The organism is Acinetobacter sp. YH01011, from assembly GCF_013420785.1.
Taxonomy (GTDB): domain Bacteria; phylum Pseudomonadota; class Gammaproteobacteria; order Pseudomonadales; family Moraxellaceae; genus Acinetobacter; species Acinetobacter towneri.
The window spans coordinates 1-25,712 of sequence record NZ_VOYG01000001.1; the positions used below are offsets into that span (position 1 = coordinate 1).

Annotated in this window: 28 protein-coding genes; 18 read left to right on the plus strand and 10 right to left on the minus strand. The window is 41.3% G+C overall.

Features of this window, described 5'->3' with window-relative positions:
* Positions 1–395: 395 nt before the first annotated feature.
* The 4 genes from oxyR to rubA all read right to left on the minus strand — a co-directional run bounded on the left by oxyR (position 396) and on the right by rubA (position 3,725).
* Positions 396–1,301, minus strand: coding sequence for a LysR family transcriptional regulator OxyR (gene oxyR, locus FTT78_RS00005; RefSeq protein ID WP_096900971.1), 906 nt, complete (start codon positions 1,299–1,301; stop codon positions 396–398).
* 13 nt (positions 1,302–1,314) lie between these two features.
* Positions 1,315–2,253, minus strand: coding sequence for an alpha/beta fold hydrolase (locus tag FTT78_RS00010; protein ID WP_131261612.1), 939 nt, complete (start codon positions 2,251–2,253; stop codon positions 1,315–1,317).
* A 56-nt stretch (positions 2,254–2,309) separates the two neighbouring features.
* Positions 2,310–3,488: an FAD-dependent oxidoreductase gene (locus FTT78_RS00015; protein ID WP_096900969.1), complete on the minus strand. Its 1,179-nt coding sequence runs from the start codon at positions 3,486–3,488 to the stop codon at positions 2,310–2,312.
* Between the two features lie 72 nt (positions 3,489–3,560).
* Complete coding sequence (rubA, locus tag FTT78_RS00020; RefSeq protein ID WP_004972007.1) at positions 3,561–3,725, minus strand: rubredoxin RubA; 165 nt, start codon at positions 3,723–3,725, stop codon at positions 3,561–3,563.
* A 484-nt stretch (positions 3,726–4,209) separates the two neighbouring features.
* On the opposite strand from rubA, the gene FTT78_RS00025 reads away from it, so the two are divergent.
* A complete protein-coding gene (locus FTT78_RS00025; RefSeq protein WP_004972003.1) occupies positions 4,210–4,752 on the plus strand; it encodes an adenine phosphoribosyltransferase in 543 nt (180 codons plus the stop codon).
* Positions 4,753–4,862: 110 nt separating this feature from the next.
* Here the strand turns inward: FTT78_RS00025 and FTT78_RS00030 are convergent, their stop codons facing one another.
* Positions 4,863–5,369: a YqiA/YcfP family alpha/beta fold hydrolase gene (locus FTT78_RS00030; protein ID WP_026438299.1), complete on the minus strand. Its 507-nt coding sequence runs from the start codon at positions 5,367–5,369 to the stop codon at positions 4,863–4,865.
* Between the two features lie 316 nt (positions 5,370–5,685).
* Here FTT78_RS00030 and lysS point away from each other — a divergent pair, with 316 nt between their 5' ends.
* Positions 5,686–7,212, plus strand: coding sequence for a lysine--tRNA ligase (lysS, locus tag FTT78_RS00035; protein WP_096900968.1), 1,527 nt, complete (start codon positions 5,686–5,688; stop codon positions 7,210–7,212).
* Positions 7,213–7,285: 73 nt separating this feature from the next.
* Here lysS and FTT78_RS00040 read toward each other — a convergent pair whose 3' ends face one another.
* From FTT78_RS00040 to FTT78_RS00050, 3 genes are all read right to left on the minus strand, one after another.
* Positions 7,286–7,567, minus strand: a complete 282-nt coding sequence (locus tag FTT78_RS00040; RefSeq protein WP_004971994.1) for a HigA family addiction module antitoxin — start codon at positions 7,565–7,567, stop codon at positions 7,286–7,288.
* Positions 7,564–7,872, minus strand: coding sequence for a type II toxin-antitoxin system RelE/ParE family toxin (locus tag FTT78_RS00045; RefSeq protein WP_096900967.1), 309 nt, complete (start codon positions 7,870–7,872; stop codon positions 7,564–7,566). Before FTT78_RS00045 ends, FTT78_RS00040 begins: the two co-directional genes overlap by 4 nt.
* A gap of 126 nt (positions 7,873–7,998) precedes the next feature.
* Positions 7,999–8,529 carry a hypothetical protein gene (locus FTT78_RS00050; RefSeq protein WP_096900966.1) on the minus strand — a complete coding sequence of 177 codons (531 nt, stop codon included), beginning with the start codon at positions 8,527–8,529 and terminating at the stop codon, positions 7,999–8,001.
* Positions 8,530–8,883: 354 nt separating this feature from the next.
* Here FTT78_RS00050 and cysD point away from each other — a divergent pair, with 354 nt between their 5' ends.
* Together cysD and cysN are read left to right on the plus strand one after the other, a co-directional pair.
* Positions 8,884–9,792: a sulfate adenylyltransferase subunit CysD gene (cysD, locus tag FTT78_RS00055; RefSeq protein ID WP_180043369.1), complete on the plus strand. Its 909-nt coding sequence runs from the start codon at positions 8,884–8,886 to the stop codon at positions 9,790–9,792.
* Between the two features lie 144 nt (positions 9,793–9,936).
* Positions 9,937–11,553: a sulfate adenylyltransferase subunit CysN gene (cysN, locus tag FTT78_RS00060; RefSeq protein WP_180043363.1), complete on the plus strand. Its 1,617-nt coding sequence runs from the start codon at positions 9,937–9,939 to the stop codon at positions 11,551–11,553.
* 102 nt (positions 11,554–11,655) lie between these two features.
* Here the strand turns inward: cysN and FTT78_RS00065 are convergent, their stop codons facing one another.
* Positions 11,656–12,123, minus strand: a complete 468-nt coding sequence (locus FTT78_RS00065) for a GNAT family N-acetyltransferase (protein ID WP_167845868.1) — start codon at positions 12,121–12,123, stop codon at positions 11,656–11,658.
* A 281-nt stretch (positions 12,124–12,404) separates the two neighbouring features.
* Here FTT78_RS00065 and FTT78_RS00070 point away from each other — a divergent pair, with 281 nt between their 5' ends.
* The 5 genes from FTT78_RS00070 to FTT78_RS00090 all read left to right on the plus strand — a co-directional run bounded on the left by FTT78_RS00070 (position 12,405) and on the right by FTT78_RS00090 (position 15,255).
* The gene (locus FTT78_RS00070) at positions 12,405–12,881 is read left to right on the plus strand and encodes a hypothetical protein (RefSeq protein ID WP_167845869.1); all 477 of its coding nucleotides are present in this window, start codon (positions 12,405–12,407) and stop codon (positions 12,879–12,881) included.
* 157 nt (positions 12,882–13,038) lie between these two features.
* Positions 13,039–13,593 carry a nicotinamide riboside transporter PnuC gene (gene pnuC / locus FTT78_RS00075; protein ID WP_180043361.1) on the plus strand — a complete coding sequence of 185 codons (555 nt, stop codon included), beginning with the start codon at positions 13,039–13,041 and terminating at the stop codon, positions 13,591–13,593.
* A gap of 36 nt (positions 13,594–13,629) precedes the next feature.
* Positions 13,630–13,914, plus strand: coding sequence for a hypothetical protein (locus tag FTT78_RS00080; RefSeq protein WP_096900962.1), 285 nt, complete (start codon positions 13,630–13,632; stop codon positions 13,912–13,914).
* A gap of 165 nt (positions 13,915–14,079) precedes the next feature.
* The gene (locus FTT78_RS00085) at positions 14,080–14,577 is read left to right on the plus strand and encodes a DUF2505 family protein (RefSeq protein ID WP_004971978.1); all 498 of its coding nucleotides are present in this window, start codon (positions 14,080–14,082) and stop codon (positions 14,575–14,577) included.
* A 258-nt stretch (positions 14,578–14,835) separates the two neighbouring features.
* Positions 14,836–15,255, plus strand: a complete 420-nt coding sequence (locus FTT78_RS00090) for a DsrE family protein (protein WP_180043359.1) — start codon at positions 14,836–14,838, stop codon at positions 15,253–15,255.
* 60 nt (positions 15,256–15,315) lie between these two features.
* Here the strand turns inward: FTT78_RS00090 and mobR are convergent, their stop codons facing one another.
* Entirely contained in the window at positions 15,316–16,989 is a 1,674-nt protein-coding gene (mobR, locus tag FTT78_RS00095) for a phenol degradation transcriptional regulator MobR (RefSeq protein WP_180043358.1), read from the minus strand.
* Positions 16,990–17,406: 417 nt separating this feature from the next.
* On the opposite strand from mobR, the gene FTT78_RS00100 reads away from it, so the two are divergent.
* From FTT78_RS00100 to FTT78_RS00140, 9 genes are all read left to right on the plus strand, one after another.
* Entirely contained in the window at positions 17,407–17,700 is a 294-nt protein-coding gene (locus tag FTT78_RS00100) for a phenol hydroxylase subunit (protein ID WP_004971972.1), read from the plus strand.
* Positions 17,701–17,719: 19 nt separating this feature from the next.
* A complete protein-coding gene (locus FTT78_RS00105) occupies positions 17,720–18,724 on the plus strand; it encodes an aromatic/alkene monooxygenase hydroxylase subunit beta (protein ID WP_004971970.1) in 1,005 nt (334 codons plus the stop codon).
* 11 nt (positions 18,725–18,735) lie between these two features.
* Positions 18,736–19,002, plus strand: coding sequence for an MmoB/DmpM family protein (locus FTT78_RS00110; protein WP_004971969.1), 267 nt, complete (start codon positions 18,736–18,738; stop codon positions 19,000–19,002).
* A gap of 92 nt (positions 19,003–19,094) precedes the next feature.
* Positions 19,095–20,621 carry an aromatic/alkene/methane monooxygenase hydroxylase/oxygenase subunit alpha gene (locus FTT78_RS00115; RefSeq protein WP_004971966.1) on the plus strand — a complete coding sequence of 509 codons (1,527 nt, stop codon included), beginning with the start codon at positions 19,095–19,097 and terminating at the stop codon, positions 20,619–20,621.
* A gap of 117 nt (positions 20,622–20,738) precedes the next feature.
* Positions 20,739–21,101 carry a phenol hydroxylase subunit P4 gene (locus FTT78_RS00120; RefSeq protein WP_104853300.1) on the plus strand — a complete coding sequence of 121 codons (363 nt, stop codon included), beginning with the start codon at positions 20,739–20,741 and terminating at the stop codon, positions 21,099–21,101.
* Positions 21,102–21,169: 68 nt separating this feature from the next.
* On the plus strand, positions 21,170–22,231 hold the full coding sequence (locus FTT78_RS00125; RefSeq protein WP_004971960.1) for an NADH:ubiquinone reductase (Na(+)-transporting) subunit F: 1,062 nt from the start codon (positions 21,170–21,172) through the stop codon (positions 22,229–22,231).
* Positions 22,232–22,431: 200 nt separating this feature from the next.
* Positions 22,432–23,352 carry a catechol 1,2-dioxygenase gene (gene catA, locus FTT78_RS00130; RefSeq protein ID WP_004971957.1) on the plus strand — a complete coding sequence of 307 codons (921 nt, stop codon included), beginning with the start codon at positions 22,432–22,434 and terminating at the stop codon, positions 23,350–23,352.
* Between the two features lie 155 nt (positions 23,353–23,507).
* Positions 23,508–24,380 (plus strand): transporter, encoded by an 873-nt coding sequence (locus tag FTT78_RS00135; protein ID WP_180043355.1) that lies wholly within the window; start codon positions 23,508–23,510, stop codon positions 24,378–24,380.
* Between the two features lie 240 nt (positions 24,381–24,620).
* Positions 24,621–25,676 (plus strand): ArsO family NAD(P)H-dependent flavin-containing monooxygenase, encoded by a 1,056-nt coding sequence (locus tag FTT78_RS00140; RefSeq protein WP_373424807.1) that lies wholly within the window; start codon positions 24,621–24,623, stop codon positions 25,674–25,676.
* Positions 25,677–25,712 lie beyond the last annotated feature (36 nt).

The window sequence follows — 25,712 nt, forward strand, 5'->3', positions numbered from 1 at the left end:
TGTTCAAATGGCGATTCAGCGTTTAATTGGTTTTGGGAAAAAAGAAGAGTTTAAGGAAATTTTGGCAATTTTAAGAAAGCAGAATCCTGATAGGATAAGGGTTCTGTGAAATTTGTCGTGTACAGAGATAAAAAGGGTAAATATAAGTAATTGTTGCTGAATATGTTTTTTTGAAATGTGTTGAAAATGTGAGTAATGTAACTCGATACCGTTCTTTCGTTCAGTGGTAAGAGTGAATTGTTGAATTTGTGATGAATCTCACATTTTAAAACTTATTCATATTTATAAGTCACTTAAATCATAGTGAACTGCAAAAACAATACACATTTTTGAACGAAAAATAAAAAAGGAGCCAGATTGGCTCCTTAATGAAATGTTGGATCATGTGTCTAAATTTAGACTGCGTTTTGAGTGATTTTCTGTAAAATCTGCAGCAAAACGTCAAATTCACTTTGTAATGGCGTGCTTTTACGCGTCACTAAAGCCAAAGTACGGCTTGGTGCAGCCTCAATACTTTTGATCTGTAAATCTGGATTCGATTTGATCATGGCATTATGAATTGCAATTTCAGGCAATAGGGTAAAGCCTAAATTTGCAGACACCATTTCAACCAAGGTCGGCAAAGAGCTGGCTTTTAAACGATGATCGTTTTTGCGTTCACCAATCGGGCAAGCACTTAAAGTGTGATCACGTAAGCAATGACCTTCTTCAAGTAGCATTAAACGCGATAAATCTAAATCATCTAAAGAATTGGCCTGCGCCGATTTTTGATCGCCCTTGTGATAAACCAAGAACAAATCTTCTTTAGAAATTTCAGCCACTTTCAAACCACGCGTATCGAATGGCAGGGCTAACACCACCATATCTAAATTGCCGTGTTCCAATTTTTCGACAATTTTTTCACTTTGCGCTTCGTGTAAATGCAATTGAATTTTAGGTAGCTGCTTATGTACTTCATCTAACAGTTGCGCCAAAATAAATGGGGCAATGGTTGGAATTACGCCTAAGTGTAAATCACCTGTGAGAGGCTCACTCATTTCACGGCTTAAACGCATTAAGTCCTGTGCATCTGCTAACAGAACACGGGCGCGTGCTACGACTTGTTCACCCAATGGGGTTAAACGTACATTCTGTCGATCACGTTCTACCAGTACGCCGCCAAGCAGGCGCTCCAGTTCCATGATACCGCCAGACAAAGTCGACTGAGTTACAAAAGAACGGCGAGCCGCTTCTGTAAAATGTAACGTTTCAGACAGTGTAACGAGGTATGACAGCTGTCTTAAAGATGGTAATGCAGCCATAGTGTCCTAATGATTATGATTTAAAGTGGTGAGCAAACAGTTCGCTAAGATGAGGAATAAAGTGTGGAGGAATATCATGCCCCATTCCTTTGATTAATTCAAACTTAGCGCCCGGAATCGCTTTCGCAACAGCCTTACCATGCCCTGGTGGGAGCAAACGATCTTGCGAACCATGTACCACAAGGGTAGGTTGCTGAATTTGTTTGTCCAGTTGTAGCAACGAGCCTGTACATAATATTGCTAAAAACTGTTGAAGTACACCCGCAGGGTAATAACTTCGCTGATATAATTTGCGTGCAGTTTGCATCGTTTCGAGTTGATTCACATAGCCAGGTGAGCCTATCACCTTAAATAGTTTTAAACTATGATCAACAATGCCATTTTCATCTTGTGATTTTGGTCTTTCTAGCAAGCTGAACAGTTGTTTCGGAAATGGTGGTGGTAAAAAAGGCTGGTTATTACTGGTAAATAATAAGCCTAAATTATTCACGCGATCTGCATATTTGGCTGCCAAAATTTGTGCAATCATGCCGCCCATAGAAGCACCAATCACCTCGGTCTTTTCAATGCCTAAGCGCTCTAATAGCAATGCAGCATCATCCGCCATATCAAATAAGTTATAAGGCGCACCGTGGTTTTGCAGACCTAAGCTAAAACGCCCCATCATTTTATAGGTGTTCAGACGTGGACCTTTGTGGCGAATTTTGGATGACAAACCAATATCGCGGTTGTCATAGCGAATGACACGATAGCCCTGATCAATCAGTGATTTACAAAAGAAATCGGGCCAGTACAACATTTGTGCGCCTAAACCCATAATCAGCAAAATAGGTGGATCTTCAGTTTTGCCGCCCACTTCGACATGCAGCTGAATTCCGTTGCCTAAATCGACTTTGGTTTCGTGCATAAATGCCGTATAGGGCGATGTGGTGAACTGAAGTGCACTATTCATGTTGTGATCCTCATGTCAGGCAAGGGCGAAATCAATCGCCCTTTATTGTTTTTATTTTATTCCGATACAGGCAATAAGTCTGGCACTAATTTGGTCAAACTCAAGCGTTGTTTGGCCGCTGTTGCGCCTAATAGGACAAAGCCACGTAAGGTATCGGTTTGGTCATAGGCTCTGGCAATCATGCCATCGTCAAATTCTTCGGTATGCCAGTTGACATCTACCCCTAGTGGCGCAGGTAAAACGGTCAGTGGTGCAGCAGGTGTTTTCACTGCAACAGGCATGGCAGGGTAGTGTACCTGAGTAGTTTCACCATTTAAGGTTTTGGCTAAGGCACGTGCTTGCTGCATGATTGGCATCACATACGGCAATAAAATACCATTCACTTCCGCACAGTCACCTACTGCATAGATATCAGCTTGGCTGGTTTCAAGTTGCGCATTGGTTAAGACCCCACGACTGGTTTCGATGCCTGCTGTTTTAGCCAAAGCAATGTTTGGTTGTAAACCAATGGCAGACAGTACCACATCGGCAATTAAAGACTGACCACTGGTAATGGTCACTAAATAGTCGTCATTTTTAATTTTCGAAACTTTTTCAACGGTTGTACCCAATACAAAATGGATACCCGTTTCTTCTAGGTTTTGTTTAAAAGCACTGGCTACATAATCCGGCAATAAACGACCTAGTGGTTGTGGTGCAAGGTCAATCACCGTGACTTGGTGTCCTGTTTGCTGCAAGTCATTGGCAAATTCACAACCAATTAAACCTGCACCTAAAATCACCACACGTTTGTCTTGACGTTGTTCAAGCTGTTGGCGAAATGCGGTGTAATCACTTAAATTATTTACCACATGAATGTCATCACTGCCATCGCCCGCAATGGCTAAACGTACAGGATTCGCACCCACTGCCAAAACCAATTTAGAATAAGGTTGTTGGCTGCTTACACCCTCTTTTTCTAATTCAAGTACATGCGCTTCTGCATCAATTGCTTTAACCCAAGTGTGGGTTTCAATACGCATATTGAGTTGGCTTGCCATTTTAGCTGCATCGCCCAATGCAATTTGAGCAGGGGCTTTATTGCCCGCCAATGCGTTAGATAAAGTTGGTTTGGCATAATTGGCAGCATCATCTGCACAAATCATGACTAACTCTTGTTCTGCATTTAGCTTACGAAACTCGCGTGCAACAGTATAACCTGCCATGCCTGAACCAATAATAACGATAGGATGCATAAGGTGAACTCCAAATAAGGGCATAGAAATTGGCGTTAAAAAAAGACCATCGGACATGGTCTTTTCGTGGTCTTAAACTTCAATCATTTCAAAATCAGCTTTTGAAACGCCGCAGTCTGGGCAAGTCCAGTCATCAGGAATATCTTCCCATAATGTACCTGCCACAATACCATCTTGAGGCCAGCCTTCTGCTTCGTCATAAATCCATCCACAAACGATGCATTGATACTTTTTCATTCAATTCTCCATAAACCGATCTTTAAATTTCCAGATCAGCAAAAAACTTATCTACGACTAGTTGTATGATATATCTATTTGATTAAATTTTTACGCAGTTATACGGCTAAAGTAAAGTAAATAAGCGATTTTAATCTGTGCTTTTATAGAATGAATAGCTGCATGGGACATAACCGCGCAGAAAAGACCTCTTTTGATATAGATACGGCATTGTAATGAGAGAATGGCTGCAGGAAAAATCACGTTTTTATGCGTTTAAATGCCATTTAAGACCTTGGTCGTACAGTAAAAGTCTTATATTTTTGCTATTTTATTATGGAATAAATATATATTAATATTTTTAAGTATATTAAAGTTTATAAAAATCAAAACCTTGTAGTGTTTTGATGCGTGATTGATGGCAGTCTTGCCGATTCGATCACTAGCCTTATGTGAAAATAAACGGTAAAATTCAACCATTCTTTAGTCACATTTCTGATCTTCCATGAGCAATTTGTCTACTTTTTTGTGGTCGCATATTCGTACAGTTCCTCATTTTCCAAAACCAGGCGTAGATTTTTATGATTTAACGCCTTTGTTTATGAATAATTTGGATTCATTAACAGATGCTTTAATTGCCAGCATTCCTGCAGAAAAATTAGCTGAAGTTGAAAGCTTTATTGCAGTAGAAGCACGTGGTTTTGTATTGGCGAGCCTTTTGGCACAGCGTACAGGCAAAGGTTTGGTACTTGTGCGTAAAGCAGGTAAATTGCCACCACCAGTTGTGGGTGTGGGTTATAGCTTAGAATACGGTTTAGACCGTTTAGAAATGGCTGCCGATGTGCAAGCGCAAAAAGTCATTATTGTAGATGATGTATTGGCGACAGGTGGCACTTTAAAAGCAGTGAAACAATTGGCTGAAAAATGTAATCATCAAGTTTTAGGTGCAAGCATTTTCCTAGACTTACCAGATTTACACAAAAATTTAGGTTTAGATATTTGGTCCGTATTGGACAATAAATCTAAACCAGAACAAGCAGTGGCTTAATCCTTTTAAGTTATTGTAACTGCTGTAAAAAAGCCTGATCTCCATAGTTGTGATCAGGCTTTTTTAATGGGTGATGTTTAATTGATTATTTTTAATGGATAGCTTTGACTTTATTTGGCAAGATAAGCTTGTTCGATTTGCTGAATACAAGAATTAATATTTTCTGGATGCAATAAGCGATGATGCCCAGACTCAAAAGTAGAGGTCTGCATATAGTTTTCTAAAAATGCTTGCGCGGCATGCATATCCAAAATTTCATCGCCCAATTCTAAATAAGCCAATTGTGGAATATCGTGCTGCAAGTCATCATCTGAAATTGCAGGATAGTCATTGCGAAACGTGGGAGCTAAACTTGGATTTGCCACCACACACGGAATATGGTGCGACAAAGACATTTTGAGTGCCCAATAGCCGCCTAGACTATGTCCCACCAAAATTTCAGGCTTAATTTTTTGAATGATATTGTGATAAAAATCGGCAACAGTTTGATAATTTAAGTTGCGATAATCGACATTGATACAAAATTTTTGTTTTGCATCTATGGCATGGAATTTAGTCGACTCCCGCGAGGAATCTAATCCATGTAAAAACAAGACTTTTAAAGCACATGTATTCATTGCCAGATTCACAAAGTTAAACATCTTGAGTCAAACTGAGCCTAAAGATAAAGTGGATAGAAAATAAAATATTTAGACTGATACATCAGTAGGTTTAAAAACAGCAAAATACGGTCTTTTTCATCTATTTTCTGAACAATATTGTAGTGCGCTTAGCCTGAGAAAGAAGTTAGCTTTTGGTCTAAGTCTACAAAAAATCACAAAAGCAAGTGGCAATTTAAAAAATAAATTGCTCGAGTCAGAGAAGGCATACGAAATCGTGTCTAAATCTGCTATTCTATTGAACTTCTTTTTTTAGTAATTATTCGAGGCAGAGATGACGCAACATAACGCTCAATCGACTTCTGAACCCACTATTTCCGAAAACGATTTAATTGCGCAGCGTCATGCCAAGTTAAAGCAAATTCAAGAACAAGCGCAGGCGAAGGGAACTAGCCCTTGGCCAAATACGTTTAAGCGTGAAAACTACGCAGAAGATTTGCAGGCACAATTCGCAGAAGTTTCTAAAGAAGAAATTGAAGCAGGCGAAAAAGTGTATGTGTCTGTAGCAGGTCGTGTGATGTTGAACCGCGGTTCATTCATCGTAATTCAAGACATGACAGGTCGTATTCAGTTGTATGTGGCGCGTAAAGAACTTAGTGCTGAAACATTAGAGACGATCAAGAGCCTAGATTTGGGCGATATTATCGCAGTGAAAGGCTATATTGGTCGTTCAGGCAAAGGCGATTTATATGTTCATATTCAACATTTTGAATTGTTGACCAAATCTTTACGTCCATTACCAGACAAATATCATGGTTTAAGCGATACCGAAGCGAAATATCGTAAGCGTTATTTAGACTTAATCGTAAATGAAGACACCCGTAAAACCTTTGAAATTCGTGCCAAAGTGGTTTCGGGTATTCGTGCATTTTTAACTGAACAGCGTTTTATGGAAGTTGAAACGCCAATGATGCATGTGATTCCTGGCGGTGCATCGGCACGTCCATTTGAAACGCATCATAATGCTTTAGATATGCCGTTATTCTTGCGTATTGCGCCTGAATTATATTTAAAGCGTTTAGTGGTTGGCGGTTTTGAACGTGTGTTTGAAATTAACCGTAACTTCCGTAATGAAGGGGTGTCTACACGTCATAACCCTGAATTTACCATGATCGAATTCTACCAAGCTTATGCCGACTATAAAGATTTGATGGCATTGACTGAGCAAATGCTAGAAAAACTGGCTTTGGATATTTTGGGTACTACCGATGTGCCGTATGGCGATGAAGTGTATAGCTTCAAAGGCCCATTCAAGAAAATTTCTATGTTTGATGCCATTCTTGAGCATAATCCACAATTCACGCCAGAAAATGTTAATGACCGTGATTTCTTGGCTAAATTTGTGCAGGAAGAATTGAAAGAACAGGTGAAGCCTGGTTTTGGTTTGGGCAAACTACAAACCATCGTGTTTGAAGAAACCGTAGAAACTCAATTACGTCAGCCGACTTTCATTACAGAATATCCTGCAGAAACGTCGCCTTTGGCACGTCGTAATGACGATAACCCACACATTACTGACCGTTTTGAGTTCTTTATTGGTGGTCGTGAATTGGCGAATGGTTTCTCAGAATTAAATGACCCGATTGACCAAGCTGAGCGTTTCCAAGCACAGGTTGCAGAAAAAGACGCAGGCGATGATGAAGCGATGCATTACGATGCAGACTTTGTTGAAGCTTTGGAATACGGCTTACCACCAACTGCAGGTGAGGGCATCGGGATTGACCGTTTGGTAATGTTGTTTGCCAACGCTGCGAGTATCCGTGATGTGATTTTATTCCCACACATGCGTCATAAAAACTAAGTTTTAGCGCATCGTTGACGACATAAAAAACAACCTGCAGAAATGCAGGTTGTTTTTTTGTTGTAACTTAAAGTTAAACACTTGCCACCAATTTTTTGATCATAGGTCGCTGGCGTTGACTGGCAAGCCATAAATCATGCTGCATTTGTAAATTCAACCAAAACTCTGGTGAGGTTTCTAAGGCTTCACTCAAACGAATCGCCATATCTGCAGAAATTCCAGTATGACCATTCAAAATGCGAGATAGGTTTGCACGTGTCACTCCAAGTGCTTGAGCCACTTCAGTCACAGAAGTTTCACCAATATATTCGCGCAACATTTCGCCCGGATGAGGTGCATTAAACATCATATTCATCTTTGTACTCCTGCGCTAGAAGCTATGTGATAATCCAAATAATCTACAATGTAGACATCACCATCTTCAAATTTAAAAATTACACGCCAATTACCATTTACTGTTAGTGACCATTGATCTTGTAGATTTCCACTCAATTTATGTAAACGCCAATTGGGTGGAGTTCGCAAATCATTCACCGTAGATGCAGCATGTAGTGCTGCAAGTATTAAACGTAATTTTGTAGAATGCGCTGCTTGAATACCTGCTGTTGAACCAGTTTGGAAAAAAGCCTGAAGACCTTTATGTTTAAAACTCTTAATCAAGCCTTAGTATCCAAGTGTATTGTGTATATGTACAGTATACGATAATTTCGAGTTTAATCAATCAACCAGTTTTGGCGGGGTTTAAGTGCATCTTGCGTAATCCGCAGAAACTTAAAGTGATGATGCTTATAACAACGCCGTTTGAATCCGTACTTTCATCTCTAAAGCTTGCTGTAAAATATGCGCTTTCATCCAAGTTACTTGTGTACCCATGGGGTTGGTTTTAATAGCAGTGTTTAAGAAATCCAGTTTTTCTTGCGAAAATAATTGCGTTTCAATCGCTTGATGCAGTTCTGCCGTGGTTGCATTTAAAGGCACATCTACCAAATAAAAACCTTTAGGATAATTATAAAATGCATACATTAAGTTAAAGGCTTTTTGTTCGGCCTTTAAATTGCCCGCACCAATTTCATAGCTGCGGTCTTGATTGCTATGCGTCACGCCTATTAAAAAGGAGAGTTGTTGATCACGGCAACGCAAACCAAATTGCAGCCCAATCTGATCTGCACTGAGTTCATGTTGCACAAAAACATTCAGCATTGAAGCATCATCGTTTAAAGGCTCTTGTAGGACGAGTAGCTCAGGGCTGTGCTGATACAAAAAACCAGCCAGCTGCGCCTGTTCAAGTTTGGATTTGATCTGTTCAATCTGTGGCATGGGAGCATCTTAAAAATAAAAAAATATGTTTTTACTTTAAGCATTTTTTGTTCATGCTTGAAGCACTGAATTAGATGAATAATCTATGAAGTTATTCAAAAATGAGCAGCTTGTAAGCGCGATTTGTATGTATCAAACGTAGCGAGAATGACGTTAAATTTCAATATATGATGGAATAAACTATTGATTAAATAAAACTTATACTGCTTATTGGTTTTCTTTTATATGAGCTTTTTGCATATAAATATAATAAAACAAGCAATAGTCTGCATAACTAAGTCACTATAATGAAAATCAAATTCTATCTGTGTTATTCGTACACAAGTTTAAGTACATCTGGTGTGATCAATGTCAATAAATCAGGAAAGACTTACTCATCTTAAACAGCTTGAAGCTGAGAGTATTCATATTATCCGTGAAGTTGCAGCCGAGTTTGAAAATCCAGTCATGTTGTATTCGATTGGTAAAGATTCAGCGGTAATGTTGCATTTGGCTTTAAAAGCATTCTATCCAGCGAAACTGCCATTTCCACTGTTACATGTGGATACAGGCTGGAAATTCAAAGACATGATCACTTTCCGTGACAACATGGCAAAACAGCACGGTTTTGACTTGATTGTTCATCAAAATAAAGAAGGGGTAGATGCCAACATTAACCCATTCGATCATGGCAGTTCTAAATATACCGACATCATGAAAACCCAAGGCTTAAAACAAGCTTTAGATAAATACGGTTTTGATGCGGCATTTGGTGGCGCGCGTCGTGATGAGGAAAAATCACGTGCCAAAGAACGTGTTTATTCTTTCCGTGATGCAAAACATCGTTGGGACCCGAAAAATCAGCGTCCTGAATTGTGGAATTTGTATAATGGCAAGGTCAATAAAAGCGAAAGTATTCGTGTGTTCCCATTGTCTAACTGGACTGAATTGGATATTTGGCAATACATTTACCTCGAAAGTATTCCATTAGTACCGTTGTATTTGGCTGCAGAACGTCCTGTCGTTGAGCGTAGCGGCACTTTAATTATGGTCGATGACGAACGCATGCCGTTGCTAGAAGGTGAAGTTCCACAAATGAAATCGGTACGCTTCCGTACTTTAGGTTGTTATCCACTTACGGGTGCAGTCGAATCAGAAGCGAATACCTTGCCTGAAATTATTCAGGAAATGCTATTGGCAACCAGTTCAGAGCGTCAGGGTCGTATGATTGACCACGATGAAGCTGGCTCGATGGAAAAGAAAAAGCAAGAAGGTTACTTCTAATCTCTCCTGAAAAATCTCCCCAAACCCCTCTTTATAAAGAGGGACTTATAAAAAGCGGAGCAAAGCCTCCCTTTATAAAAGGGAGATTTAGAGGGATTAAAGATTAAAAAACCGATTTCTAAAAAATATGTGGAGCTTTGAGCAATGTCTCATCAATCGAATTTAATTAGCCAAGATATTTTGGCGTATTTAAAACAGCACGAAAACAAAGATCTACTGCGCTTTTTAACTTGCGGTAACGTAGACGATGGTAAATCGACATTAATTGGTCGTTTGTTGTATGACTCAAAATTGATTTATGAAGATCAATTACAAGCCGTGACTCGTGACTCGAAAAAAGTCGGCACTACGGGCGATGCACCTGATTTAGCTTTATTGGTCGATGGTTTGCAAGCCGAGCGTGAGCAGGGCATTACCATTGATGTGGCTTATCGTTATTTTTCTACTGAAAAGCGTAAGTTCATCATTGCCGATACACCTGGGCATGAGCAATATACACGTAACATGGCAACAGGTGCATCGACTTGTGACTTGGCGATTATTTTGATTGATGCGCGTTATGGCGTACAAACTCAGACCCGTCGTCATACTTTTATTTCTAGTTTATTGGGCATTAACAATATTGTGGTTGCTATCAATAAAATGGATTTGGTGGATTATTCAGAAGCACGATTTAACGAAATTCAGACGGAATATGCGAACTTTGTGAATCAACTGGGTGATCGTAAACCATCGAATATTATTTTCACGCCAATTTCTGCCTTAAATGGCGATAACGTGGTGAACAAGTCTGAGCATACCCCTTGGTACACAGGCGATACTTTAATGGGAACATTGGAGTCGGTAGAAATTAACCGTAACTCGGCTCAAAATGATTTCCGTTTCCCTGTGCAGTATGTCAACCGTCCAAACCTTGACTTCCGTGGTTTCTGCGGCACGATTGCTTTGGGCGATATTCATGTGGGTGACCGCATTGTGGCATTGCCATCGGGCAAAAGCTCGACAGTAAAAGAGATTGTGACTTTTGATGGCAATCTTGAACATGCAATTGCAGGTCAAGCAGTTACCCTAACACTGAACGATGAAATTGATATTTCACGTGGTAATGTGTTGGTGCGTGAAGATCAAGTGCGTCCTGAAATTTCACGTGCTGTAAATGCCACTGTGGTGTGGATGGCTGATCAGCCACTATCTATTGGCAAGCTGTATAACTTAAAAGTGGGTACACAAACTGTGCCTGCAAAAGTCACAGCCATTCATTACCGTACCAATGTGAATACTTTGGAACAGGTGCAGGTTGAACAGCTTGAACTGAATGCAATTGCCAATGTCACCATCGAATTTGATGCGCCTGTGGTATTTGACCGTTATCAAGACAGTCGTTATACGGGTTCGTTTATTTTCATTGATCGTTTAAATAACGTGACCATTGGCGCAGGTATGGTTGAAGCTTGCGTAGAATGGACTGCACACAGTACACCTGTAACAGCCGAAGACCGTGCTGCACGTTTGGGTCAAAAACCTGCAGCGGTATGTGTACCAAGCCAAGCACTTGAACAGGCACAAGCACTTGAAAGCTTGCTGATTCATCAGGGTATTGTTGCCATTGCCAAAGCAGGTTTAGATGCTGCGCAGGTTGCATTACTCCGCGAAACGGGCATTGTGGTCATTAGTGATGTAAACAGTGGTGCAGATGCAGAGTTGACTGCGACAGCTACAGAAGAACTGGCAGAAAAAATTATTGCCCTAGTTCGCTTATAAAATTAGATTCGTTTATAAAATCGAATCCACATCCAATAAAAAACCGCTTTCACCTGAAAGCGGTTTTCTTATGTGCGTTCACTATATTGGAAAGTTTGTTTTTTAAGTGCGATCTAAGGGTTCGCTATTGAGATGTTTGAGCATGGGCGTGAAGTGTCCATAGTTAATTTTTTGAGGTTGTATTTCAAAGCCATTTTTTTCATAAAAACTTAAAGCAGTCTGCGTGCTAAATACACTTATATGCGATACATTTTTGCGCTGTAAATCGCTCATTGCTTCAAATAATAAGGCTTGACCAATACCGCGTTGTTGTACTTCGGGGGCAATGGCATGTTGTAAAATTTGCCCGCGATCACTCATCATAATAAAGCCAACCACCACATGCTGTAAGACATAGACCCAACAATTGTTGTAATGCAGCAGCATTAAAATATTTTCATAGCTTTTATTTTCTAGCCATGCCTGAATTTTGGCTTCATTGCGTTGATGATCTTGAATACAAGAGCGAATACTGGCGTGTAATACCGCAACCAAATTGGCGACATCTTGAATTTGTGCAGCTCTAATCATCTAGGCTTAGGGTGATAGATAAAAACAAGGCTCTATTGGAAGCGAAAAGTGTTTAAAGAAATAGCAGAAAATTGTTGTGTTTTACTGCGTTATGCTGCAGCACAAGTCCTATTTTTAAGGCAATCGGTATCATTGTGTAATTGAGCATTGCACTTTTTAGCGATGCATGGATGGAATCATCTGTTAAAGCATAAGCGTTGAAGCGTGCAGCAGCGAATAGACGCTAAGCCCTGAAATGGTTATACTTTATTGAAACGCCTGAAATAAGAGCGAAGACCAAGATGGCAAAACTATTGTTATGGATTTTGTTGTTGATTGCCGTATATGCAGTCTGGAAAGTCTGGTTCAAAATAAAAATTAATCGTACTTTTCAGCAAAGCTGTCAAGATATTGCCAATATTGTCCAAGACCCGATTACCCACAAAGCACCGCGCCCTGTAGAAGAGGTGGTGGAAGAAGTTGCCGAATACGAACAGCAATTATTTGATGATATCGCAGAAATATTTTTAAGCTTAAAAGTATCTAGTCGTGACCCTGAAGATGCCGAAACTATTCAACAAGAAGTGCTGAATAAAATGCCTGCCAAAGCACATACGCAAATTCGTCAGTTAGACTTGGGGGAGTGGTCAATTTACTGGAGTTTTTACGAGCAATCCCTTGAATATTTTGTCGGCAAATACGGAGTTTTTATTACCCATGTAGACCGCTTTGGGCAAGAGCATAAATACAATAATTCAGAGCAGTTTCAAACAGATTGATTTTCATGCCTGATTTTCTGTTTATGATTTTACAGAGGTTTCTTGAAAATTAATTGCAGCATCTTCTTGTCAGTTAAGTGTTTGGTTAAATGTTGAGTTTTGCGCTATTTTCCCGAAAAGAGGTATCATGCCTTTTTCTTTTACATAGGCAGCATCAATGTCAGTTTTAGAAATCATTGCTGTGTTGATTAGTGTTTTAGGCGTGACCTTAACCATTAAGCGACATATAGCTTGCTGGGTGGTGAATTTTATTGCCTGTTTGCTGTATGCCTATTTGTTCTTTGAATATCAATTGTATGGCGAAACGGTATTACAAACCCTATTTATGGGCATGGCTGTTTATGGTTTTTTCCAGTGGAAAACTGCACAGCAGCAAAAACAACATATCATCATTCAAAGCTTGCCACTCTCTAAAATGTGGCTGCAAATTGCACTGAGTAGCATACTGGGTTTACTGTTTGGGCTAAGTTTAAAGTGGTGGACGCAGGCTTCACTGCCTTTATTGGATGCACAACTGGCAGTTATGAGTCTATTGGCAACCTATTGGACCAGTCGTAAATACTTGGCTACATGGGTGTTATGGATTGTGGTCGATCTGGTGTATATCGGCATGTTTATTTACAAAGAGTTGCTGTTAACGGCTGTGTTATATGCAGGTTTTGTGGTTCTTGCTTATTTGGGCTGGCGTGAATGGCATAAAATCCGACAATAACATGCGGCACATTCTGCGGTGTGATGGCGTGTAGCGATGAGCAATTTAATTGATTTTAAACAGGCGCAGCTTAAACAATTTGATTTATTGGCATTGGATATTTTAGCGTATCCTGAGCGTTATTTACAGTTTGATTCGATTGCAGATTTTTACCAAGCCCAGTGGTTAGATGATTTCCCCAAAGGGACGACATGGTGTTCCACAGGACTAGATGATGGCGCAGAACATTTTTATGCCAAAATTGAATTTTATGGGCATTATTTAACTATTTATAGCCATGAAACCTATGCCGCTGAATTTGGCATCATTCACACAGAATAGACAAAATAGAGTCAATGACAGCAGGCGGAAAAAACATTTTAATAGCCTGAAAATAAAGTTGTATTTAGGATATAAAACAGCTTATACCCGTTGAGCATCAGCCAAATTATATTGCACGATGATGCTAGACCTACTCCATCAATAAACAAAATAAAAGGAACTCAAATGGCTCATCAATTTACTGTAAACGCCACCATTCATGGTGTTTCAATTGACGAATTTAAGCGTTTAGTGGCAGATGTTGCTTTGCATGAAGCAGTCTGCAAGCGTATTCCTGGTGAAAATTTGGAAATTTTAGAATCTAAAAAGAACGGTGATATTTACACTTTACGCCGTGCTTATAATTTAGATGTGAATATTCCAGATATGGCTAAAAAATTATTAAAAGATGCATTTCGTTTAAAACGCAATGATGTGACCCATTTAACGGCGCTTACTTCTACCGTGGAGCTTGGTGCAAACTTGCCTTTAGAAGCTAAAGGCGAGCGTAGTGTGACAGGCAACCATGAAAAAATTGATATTCAATTAAACTGGACAATTAAGGTTAAAGTGCCATTGATTGGCGGCATGTTGGAAAAACATGCAGAAGGGGAAATCCGTCGTTTCAGTGAGTTGGAAATTGGGATTGTGGAAGATGAGCTTAAGAAAAATTTAGCGGCTTAACCCTTCATTTCTACTAGAAAAGATTGCTCTTAAATACATGCTTGGCGCTGCCGTTTTCGGTGGCGCTTTGTTTTTTGGACGTATTGAATTGTGATTGTTGATGCTGGGGTCATTTTACAGTGATCAATTTTTGATTTTTGAAAAAGTTTAGTGCTTGGCTTTATTGCATACAGACTATCGTCTTAATTTATTATTTAAATATAGTATATTTATTATGCTAATATTTTGACCAGATTTAAATTGAGTGTGAGTTCTGCCATGAAATTGATTCAGTTGTTATGTTTATCGGTTTTGCTGACCTTTGCCAGTCTATCTCCAGCAATGGCAGAGAGCAAAAAAGATCCACTTTTTGTCTTGCTTACCAGCAGTGATGCGCACCGCACCAAAATGGCAATTGGCATGAGCAATAACCAATTTGGCAAAGGTCATCCACTGACGATTTATTTGGTCGATCAAGGCGTAATGTTGGCATCTAACCGCTTTGAACATAAATATGCAGAGCATCAGAACATGCTGAAAAGTATTATCACCAAAGGTGGTGATGTGTATATCTGCAAAATGTGTATGGAGCAGTACGGTGTTGTTGAAGGTGACCTAATGAAAGGTCTGAAATATGCCAATCCAGATGCTATGGGTGAAGCAATTTTCCGTCCAGGCACTCAGACACTGAGCTGGTAATTCGGCTGCTTGAAATGCAAAAGCCTTGTTGAAAAACAGGGCTTTTTTATTGCGGAATTTCTAGCGCATGGCGTATTTTTTTAAACGATAATCCAGTGCAGCGCGGGAAATTCCCAATAAGCGTGCCGCTTCAGATACATTGTGTTTGGCTTTTTGCATCGCGGTGATAATCAGTTGTTGCTCATGCTGTTCTAAATCAAAACCTTCGGTTAAAAGCGTGTCTAAATCTACGCTGTCTTGCTCATCTACAGTATGGTCGCTGTGCATTTGCGGAAACAGGGCATTCAGTTTAATCAGTTGTTGATCTTCCGTCAGTAGTACCGCACGTTCGAGCAGGTTTTCCAGTTCACGAATATTGCCAGGCCACGCATAGCTTTGCATAAAGTTAGTGGCTTTTTCACTGACGCCTTGAATTTGTTTGTCATACATTTTTTCAAAGTGTTTTAAGAAATGTGCAACCAATAATGGTAAATCTTCACGGCGTTCACGCAGCGGTGGAATCTGCACAGGAAAAATGTTTAAACGGTAATATAAATCGGCACGGAAACGACCTGCTTTAACGGCTTGTTCTAAATCTTCATTGGTTGCAGCAATTACACGAACATCAATATGACGGGTTTGTGAATCCCCAACACGTTCCACTTCACCTTCTTGTAGCACACGCAGTAAAGCCGCTTGAGCGCGTGGTGAAAGCTCAATCACTTCATCTAAAAAAATAGTGCCGCCATGGGCGCGTTCAAATTTACCTAAGCGTGATTGATGTGCACCTGTAAATGCACCTTTTTCAACACCAAACAGTTCAGATTCAATCAGTTCAGGCGGAATTGCCGCACAGTTGACCGCAACAAAAGCATGTTCTTTACGCTGACTCAGTTCATGCACACCACGGGCAAAGGCTTCTTTCCCGACCCCTGTTTCACCTTGCAGCAAAATGGAAACTTTGGCACCTGCGGCTTTTTTGAGTAAGTCACACACCCGCTGATAAGCCGCCGATTGTCCGACTGAGCTGAACATGCTGTAGTCATTTTTACTGGTGGCATAAATCGACTTTTTCAGTTCATACAATTCGGCTTGCAGTGCAATGAGTTCCTGTTCCATCGGTTCAGGCGACATGAACTGAATCAGCTCATCGGCATTTTCCCATTCACTGAGTTGTTTACCAATAATACGGCAATGCTCACGCCCGCAGGCTTTACATTCCACTTCCTGATAAATAATGGTCATGCCTGTGGCAAAACTGCTGTAACCGCAAGCATAGCCCAGCAGCATCCAGCAGGAAGGTTCGTGACTCAGTCCAAATTGCTCAACATGCACATCGGCTTCAAAAGAGTTATGCCAGTTTAAGTCTGCATAAAACTGTTTTTTCTTTTGATTTAAAATCAATTGATTGGCAGAAACTTGCACCATGCCACGAATACCGTGCATTTGCGGCCCTGCCATAAAAGCCTGTTCTTCATTTAAACCTGGGCGCATTTTAGTAGTGACTTCTGCATCTTTCAGACCTGCCTGATAGCCCAAACGAATAAAAAAGCGTTTGGTGCGTTCCATTCCAATCATATTGGCAAGGTCTTTACGCAAATAGCCCATGATGCTGGTATGCATCAGCAACATGCGATATTCATCAAACCAGATTTGTCCACGCTCAGTGTCAAAATGTAGTTTGGAAAGCAGGTCGTGAATTTCCTGAGGATGACCTGCATATTTGCCGCTGCTGTCGTATTTTACTCGTACCATGCGCCGTGTTTAATCCATTAAATTCGAGGCTGTTTAGCCATCTTATGCAAATTCGTGAAAATTCAATAATACCTAAACAGCATCATGCCAAACCTTAAAGGTATTTAGTTGTATCTATATGTTTTTGTTGTTTTTATTCCGTCTTTATCATAAGCGAATTGCATAAAGCCCAAGGGTAAATTTTTGTATCTGTACGGGCTGTATTTCATCAAATCATGAAATCTTAAATTTTTTAAACATCAAAATTCATCAAATCATGAAATCCAAATTCTTATAAAAACACTCAGATTTTTTAAGTTGCTGTTTTTCAATGTTTTTATAAAGTTGGCACGCTTGTTGTAATAGTAAAAGTAAGCAACAGATGCATGAAGCAACTGAAGCAAGTTCTGAATGAATCAGATCTTGTAGGAGAACAATATGAAGGATGCAACAGGCGCATTGCCCTTAACCAAATATATTCGGGTAACGGGCGATATTAATGCCGCATTTGTCGAGTTCGACTTTGCCATTCACGATCCCACTTTATATGTGGAGTTGGTGTTACCGCAGCAAGCATTCCGCGAGTTCTGCGCAACCAATCAAGTGGTGGAAATGAGCGAACAACAGCAAGCCGTGAATGATGCTGAAGAAGACAAATGGCGTTACGGCATTGAACACGACACTTTAGTCGGTGCACAGCGATACAACATTGATCATGAAGATCAACACTGAATGCTTAAGGAGATAAGCGATGACTTTAGAAATTAAAACAGCGGGTATTGAGCCAATTCGTCAAAACTATGCCTATATTGAGCGCCGTTTTGGCAACAAGCCAGCCACCCGTTATCAGGAAGTCAGTTTTGATATTCAGGCGGAAACCAACTTTCACTATCGTCCGCTGTGGAAACCTGAAAAAACCTTAAATGATAAAACCCATACTGCAATTGAAATGCAGGATTGGTACGCATTTAAAGACCCGCGTCAGTTTTATTACGGAACTTATGTGCAGCATCGTGCGCGTTTGCAGGACATTGCCGAAAGTAACTTTAGCTTTTTTGAAAAGCGTCAGTTGGCAGAGCATATTTCTGAAGATGTCAAAGCCAAAGTGATTGCCTTGTTTTTGCCGTTTCGTCATATCGAACAGACTGCCAATTTACACATGATGTCGGGTAGTGCTTATGGTTATGGCACGGTGCTGACCCAAGCCTGTATTTATGCTGCGATGGATCGTTTAGGGATGGCGCAGTACATCTCACGGGTTGGTTTGGCACTCGATGGCAACACGGGCGAATCTTTAATTCCAGCCAAACAAGCATGGATGCAGGATGAAGCATGGCAAGGACTGCGCAAGCTGTGTGAAACCAGTTTGATCGAGCAGGACTATTTCAAACTGTTTTTATTACAAAACTTGGTGATTGACAGCTTTATGAGCGAATTGGTTTACACCCAATTTGATCAATGGTTGGCACAGCATCAAGCACGTGACTTGGCGATGCTGATGGAATTTATGCAGGAAGCCATGGCAGATTTACGCAAATGGTCAGACAGCGTATTTAAAACCGCAGCTGCAGAATCTGCACATAACAAACAATTGTTGAGCCAGTGGTTAGCCGAATATTTACCTGAAGTGAAAGCGGCATTTGCAGCGTGGGCAGCTGAGGCGTTGTCTGCAGATGCAGTCGACATTGCAGAACAAAAACTGCTGGAACGCAGTAAAAAAATTGGCATCGAACTCGAACAAATTTTGCAGGCTTAAGGAGAAGCAGCATGTCTAAGGTTTATCTCGCATTACAGGACAATGACACGTCGCGCTACATCATTGAAGCGATTGAAGAAGACAACCCAGATGCCACGATTCAATATCTGCCAGCCATGATTCGGGTAGAAAGCGAAACAGGTCTGATTGTTAAAGCAGAAACGGTATCTGAAAAACTTGGACAAGATTGGGATATTCAGTCTTTACAACTCAACATGATTACGTTGGGCGGCAACGTCGAAGAAGATGATGACAGTTTCCGTTTGCACTGGAACTAGGAATAAGGATGTGCACTGAGCCAATTTGAGTACAGTGCCGCCAGAACATATTGCTGCATAGATTGCCGCTAAAAAATTTAAGGATGATGAGCATGAATTCACAAGTTAAAACCCCAGCAAAAAAACTGAATGCCAAAGACCGTTATCGCGCACTTACTCGTGACTTGGATTGGGACTTTTCTTATGCAGACCGCAAAGAAGCCTTTCCATACGAAGAATTTGAAGGCATTAAAATTACAGACTGGTCTAAATGGGAAGATCCATTCCGTTTAACCATGGATGCTTACTGGAAGTATCAGGCAGAAAAAGAGAAAAAACTTTACGCCATTTTTGATGCTTTTGCACAAAACAACGGTCAAATGAACGTGACCAATGAGCGTTATTTGAATGCCATCAAACTGTTTTTAACTGCGGTAACTCCGCTTGAATATCAGGCATTCCAAGGTTATGCACATGTAGGGCGTCAGTTCAGTGGTGTAGGCGCACGTATCGCATCACAAATGCAGTCGATTGATGAATTACGTCACGTGCAGACGCAAATTCATGCCATGAGCCATTACAACAAATTCTTTGATGGTTTTCAGGATTGGTCGCACATGCATGACCGCGTTTGGTACTTGTCTGTACCAAAATCTTTCTTTGAAGATGCGCGTTCAGCAGGGCCGTTTGAGTTCTTGTTAGCCATTAGCTTTGCCTTTGAATATGTATTGACCAACTTGTTGTTCGTACCGTTCATGTCAGGTGCAGCACACAATGGCGATATGGCAACGGTCACCTTTGGTTTTAGTGCACAGTCCGATGAAGCACGTCACATGACTTTAGGTCTAGAAATCGTGAAATTCTTGTTAGAACAACACGAAGATAACGTGCCAATCGTACAGGAATGGATTGATAAGTGGTTCTGGCGTGGGACTCGTCTGTTATCTATAGTTGGCATGATGATGGACTACATGCTGCCAAACAAAGTCATGTCGTGGAAAGAAGCGTGGGAAACCTACTTTGAAGAAGCGGGCGGTGCGTTATTTAAAGACTTGAGCCGTTACGGTATTCGTATGCCGAAATATTCAGAAGTAATTACCAAAGAAAAAGAACACGTGTCGCATCAAGCGTGGTGGATTTTCTATAACTTCGGTCATGCAGCAGGTTTCCATACTTGGATTCCAACCGATCAGGAAATGGATTGGTTATCTGAAAAATATCCAGACACCTTTGACAAATACTACCGTCCAAAGTGGGAGTTAGCACGCAAGATGGAAGCAGAAGGCAAGCGTTTCTACAGCGCAGGCTTACCGCAATTGTGCCAAATTTGCCAAGTGCCAATGACTTTCACCGAAATGGATGGCGATCCGACCATGTTTACGTATCGTGAGTCTGTTTATAAAGGCGAGCGTTACCACACCTGTTCAGATGGTTGTCACGATATTTTTGAACGTGAACCTGAAAAATATGTGCAGGCATGGTTGCCAGTGAACCAAATTCTACAAGGCAACTGTGGTGGCTTAGATTTGGAAAACATGCTGCGCGAATATTATCGCTTCAATGTCGGTGCAGATAACTTGGATATTGAAGGTTCACCAGACCAGCAACGCTGGAAAAAATGGAAAGGTGATGCGGCTTAACGCTCATTCACTATCTAAAGTAAATATCTAAAATTTAAGTTATTTCAAGATTCAAATTTAAAAGGATTTCGGTTTGAGTCATTTGCGGCTCAAACCACCCCAATACGGAGAATGACCATGTCAGTACGCGCTATTCGCCCAGATTACGACTTTGAACCACGCGACCTACAAAAACACTATGGCGACAACATTTTGGTGTATGTGGGTTGGGATCATCACACTTTATATTGTTCTGCACACGCCATGTTGGTTTCGCCGCAGCAAACCTTTCAGGAATTTTTGGATCAGCAAATGCAGGCGGGTTTCCATCAACATCCTGACTTTGAAAACATTAAATGGGATGAAGTGCAATTTACTTTAAACAAACAGGTAATTCAGCCACGCCCTGAACAGACCTTGGCAGAAATTGGCTTCGATCAAAAATCACTACTGCGTTTTGTGACCCCAGGACTGAATGGGTACAAGGGCGCACACGTTTAAAACAGTAAGATCACAACAAAATAAAGACAGCAAAGCACAGTCAGTAAGTACAAGACAGGAGGTCGCAGATGAGCTATCAAGTCACAATTGAGCCAATTGGCACAACCATTGAGGTTGAAGAAGATCAAACCATTTTAGATGCCGCGTTACGTCAAGGCGTGTGGTTGCCATTTGCTTGTGGGCATGGCACTTGCGGCACTTGTAAAGTCCAAGTCACCGATGGTTATTATGATGTCGGCGAAGCGTCACCTTTCGCGCTGATGGATTTGGAACGTGAAGAACACAAAGTGTTGGCGTGCTGCTGTAAGCCTGAATCAGACATGACCATTGAAGCCGATGTTGATGAAGACCCAGATTTCTTGGGATATTTGGTTCAGGATTATCAGGCCAAAGTCCTTGAGGTAAAGGACTTATCTCCAACCATTAAAGGTGTGCGCTTGCAGTTAGACCGCCCGATGGAGTTTCAGGCAGGGCAATACATTAACGTGCAATTCCCGGGTATTGAAGGCACTCGTGCCTTCTCAATTGCCAATGCACCAAGCGAACTAGGCATTATTGAATTGCATATTCGTCATGTTGTGGGCGGCAGTGCTACGACCTATGTGCATGAGCAGCTTGCGGCAGGCGACGCACTGGAAATTTCAGGGCCATACGGACAATTCTTTGTACGTAAATCGGATGATCAGGATGCGATTTTTATTGCAGGTGGTTCAGGTTTATCTAGCCCGCAATCTATGATTTTAGACTTACTAGAGTCGGGTGATACCCGCACCATTTACCTATTCCAAGGTGCGCGTGATGTTGCGGAATTATATAACCGAGAACTGTTTGAGCAGTTAGTCAAAGACTATCCAAACTTCCGCTACATTCCTGCATTAAATGCACCTAAAGCAGAAGACCATTGGACAGGATTTACAGGCTATGTGCATGAAGCGGTTGCCGATTATTTTGAGCAGCGTTGCGGTGGACACAAAGCCTATTTATGCGGCCCACCAGTCATGATTGATGCAGCAATTTCGACCTTAATGCAAAGCCGTTTGTTTGAACGTGATATTCACACTGAACGCTTCTTGAGTGCTGCCGATGGTGCAAGTGGTCAGTCACGTTCAGCATTGTTTAAACATATTTAACACATATTTAAAAGTGGATAGGTGCTGCAATATTGTACTGAGCCTATCGAATTGCAATAGATAAAAAGTTTCCAAGGAAGTCGGTCAGTGTTGAGGCATTTAGCTCAGCACTGACACCATCATCAACACAGTAAGGCAGTGTCAAAAGCCAAAATAGCAATGCGACAACCAGCAAAGCCAAAATAGCCAAGGAGAGTTACATGGACCGTCAACAAATTGATACTTTAGTGAAGGAAATGAACGTAGACACCGCTACACGCCCTGTCGATCAGCGTGTGCAGCAAATAGTGGTGCGTTTAGTGGCAGATTTATTTCAAGCCATTGAAGATTTAGACATTCAGCCTTCAGAAGTGTGGAAAGGTCTGGAATATATTACCGATGCAGGCAAAGCCAATGAACTTGGTTTACTTGCAGCAGGTTTGGGTTTAGAACATTATCTAGATTTACGTGCCGATGAAGCCGATGCCAAAGCAGGCGTAACAGGCGGTACACCACGTACCATTGAAGGGCCACTTTATGTGGCAGGTGCACCTGAATCAGTCGGTTTTGCGCGTATGGATGATGGTTCAGAATCAGACCATTTAGATACGTTAATTATTGAAGGTACAGTCACTGACACCAATGGCAATATCATTGAAAATGCCAAAGTCGAAGTTTGGCATGCCAACGGTTTAGGTAACTATTCATTCTTTGATAAATCTCAGTCTGACTTTAACTTACGCCGTACTATTTTCAGTGATGCCAATGGTAAATATGTGGCGCAAACGACCATGCCAGTCGGTTATGGCTGCCCACCAGACGGCACGACTCAAGCTTTATTAAACAAACTAGGTCGTCATGGCAACCGTCCATCTCACGTGCATTACTTCATTTCTGCACCAGGTTACCGCAAACTCACTACGCAATTTAACATTGAAGGTGATCAATACCTGTGGGATGACTTCGCATTTGCGACCCGTGAAGGTCTGGTTGCAACAGCGGTAGATGTGACCGATGCTGCAGAAATTCAGCGCCGTGGTTTAGACAAACCATTTAAGCACATCACCTTTAACTTTGAATTAGTCAAAGACACTGCAAATGCACCATCGACTGAAGTTGAACGTCGTCGTGCAAGTGCTTAATCCCACACCTTAAAACACAAAGTTTTAACACGTTCGCCAATACAGCATCAGCAAGTTCTTTGTTGATGCTGCCCTTAAAAGTCGGCTGTTCGCGCATGAATGATTCAGGCGCAGCAGGCAGACTTCATCAAAATTTCTATTGAATAGGATGTTCTATGAATAACAAAATTTGGGCACTCATGCTTTTGGGTGTCATGGCGACACACGTCAATGCAACAGAAAACGGTTTAGATACATTTGGATTAGGCGCAGAAGGCATTGCAGCAGGGGCTTTACCACCAGCTGGGGTATACTTACTCAACTACTATCAGAACTATCATGCCAGTGAGTTTAAAGACGGCCCAGACAATTTCCATGCCGATGTCAATGCTTTTATTCCACGTTTGGTATGGATGCCCCCCCAACACATTGCAGGCGGTCAGTTGGGTTTATATGCTGCACAGCCTTTGGTCGATTTGCGTTTAAATGTGATGGGCATGTCAGACTCTAACAGTGGTTTGGGCGATTTGATTATTGGCAGCATGTTGGGTTGGCATAAAGGCAATCATCACAGTGTAGCTGCTTTAGAAGGTGTGCTCGCAACAGGCGATTATGAAGATGCCAATCCACAACGTCCTGTAGTTGCCAACTTAGGTAAGAACTACAACACCATTCGTCCTATCTTTGCGTATTCTTATTTGCAGCCGCAAGGTTGGGAGTTTTCCACCAAAATGTCTTATAGCTTCAACAGTGAAAATGACGACACAAATTATCAGTCGGGGGATTATTTCGCTGGAGATTATGCAATCGGTTATCAATTGAATGATCAAGTCAAATTGGCACTCGAAGGTTATGTATTTAAACAAACCACAGATGATGAAGTGAATGGTGTCAGTATTGGCAATAAAGGACAGGCTCTATCTTTTGGTCCCGCGATTCAATACAAACGTGATAATTGGTCTATGGAAGCAAAGTTTTTGAAAGAAACCGAAGTGGAACATCGTCCTGAAGGACACTCTTCGACTTTGAAATTGGTTTGGGCTTTTTAAAGCCCGAACCTGATTCTGCAGTGTTGCACATCAAGCTATCTTACAAAACAAAGTCAAGTTGAAAGACTTGGCTTTTTTGCAGCATCATTTTTCAAGATGGCTTGCTTCTAATTACGTGCTTCCATAAGTTGAGTTTGGTGGACTGAATTTTTAATCTCTCACGTGTTGCACTTATGCGCTAAGATTAGGCATAGCAACAGGGTGCGTATTGCGAGCAGGAGAGCCATTTTGAATCAAATAATGGATGCCGATGTAATTATTATTGGTGGCGGACAAGCAGCATTGGCCACGGCTTACTTTTTAAAACGGCAAAAAATCAATTTTCTGATCTTGGATAATCAAACGCAGTCGGGCGGTGCGTGGCAACATGCGTGGGATTCTTTACAGCTGTTCTCTCCAAATACATGGAGTTCTTTGTCCGGCTGGTTAATGCCAAAAACCGAACAGGAATATCCGAAACGATTAGAAGTGATTGACTATTTAACAGCGTATGAAACACGCTATCAATTTCCTGTGCTGCGTCCTGTGCAGGTCGAAAAAGTCCTGAAGGAAGGCAATGATTTAATTGTGTGTTCGGCACAGCAAAGCTGGCGAGCCAAAGCCGCTGTGAGTGCTACTGGAACGTGGAGTCAGCCTTTTATTCCTGCTTATACAGGACGCGAACGCTTTTTAGGCACACAAATTCATTCGGCTCATTACCGCAATGCCAATGCTTTTCAGGGCAAAAGAGTCATGATTGTCGGCGGGGGTAACTCAGGCGCACAAATTTTGGCAGAAGTGTCTAAAGTGGCCGAAACTTTTTGGGTTACACAGCAACCGCCAAGTTTTTTAGCCGATGATGTAGATGGACGGGTTTTATTTTTACGTGCCACGGAGCGCTTAAAAGCCCAGCAGGAAGGTCGCAGTATTGAACAACCGATCGGTGGTTTGGGCGATATTGTGATGATTCCAAGTGTCAAAGAAGCACGGCAACGTGATGTATTACATGGTCTGCCGCCATTTGACTATTTAACCGAACATAGTGCAGTTTGGGCAGATGGGCGCGAACAGGAAATTGATGCCATTATTTGGTGCACAGGTTTTAAGGCAGCATTGTCGCATTTACAAAGTTTGAATGTGGTTAATGCACAAGGCACAGTCGATGTGTTAGAAAATCGAGCGTTACAACAGCAAAATTTATGGTTGGTTGGTTATGGCGATTGGACAGGCGCAGCCTCGGCAACTTTAATTGGTGTTTCCCGAACCGCACGGAATGTGGCAGAGCAAATTGCTGCGTATTTGCAGACAACAGCGTAAAGTCATTAACGTGACAAAAACTGTGTTTAAAAAATG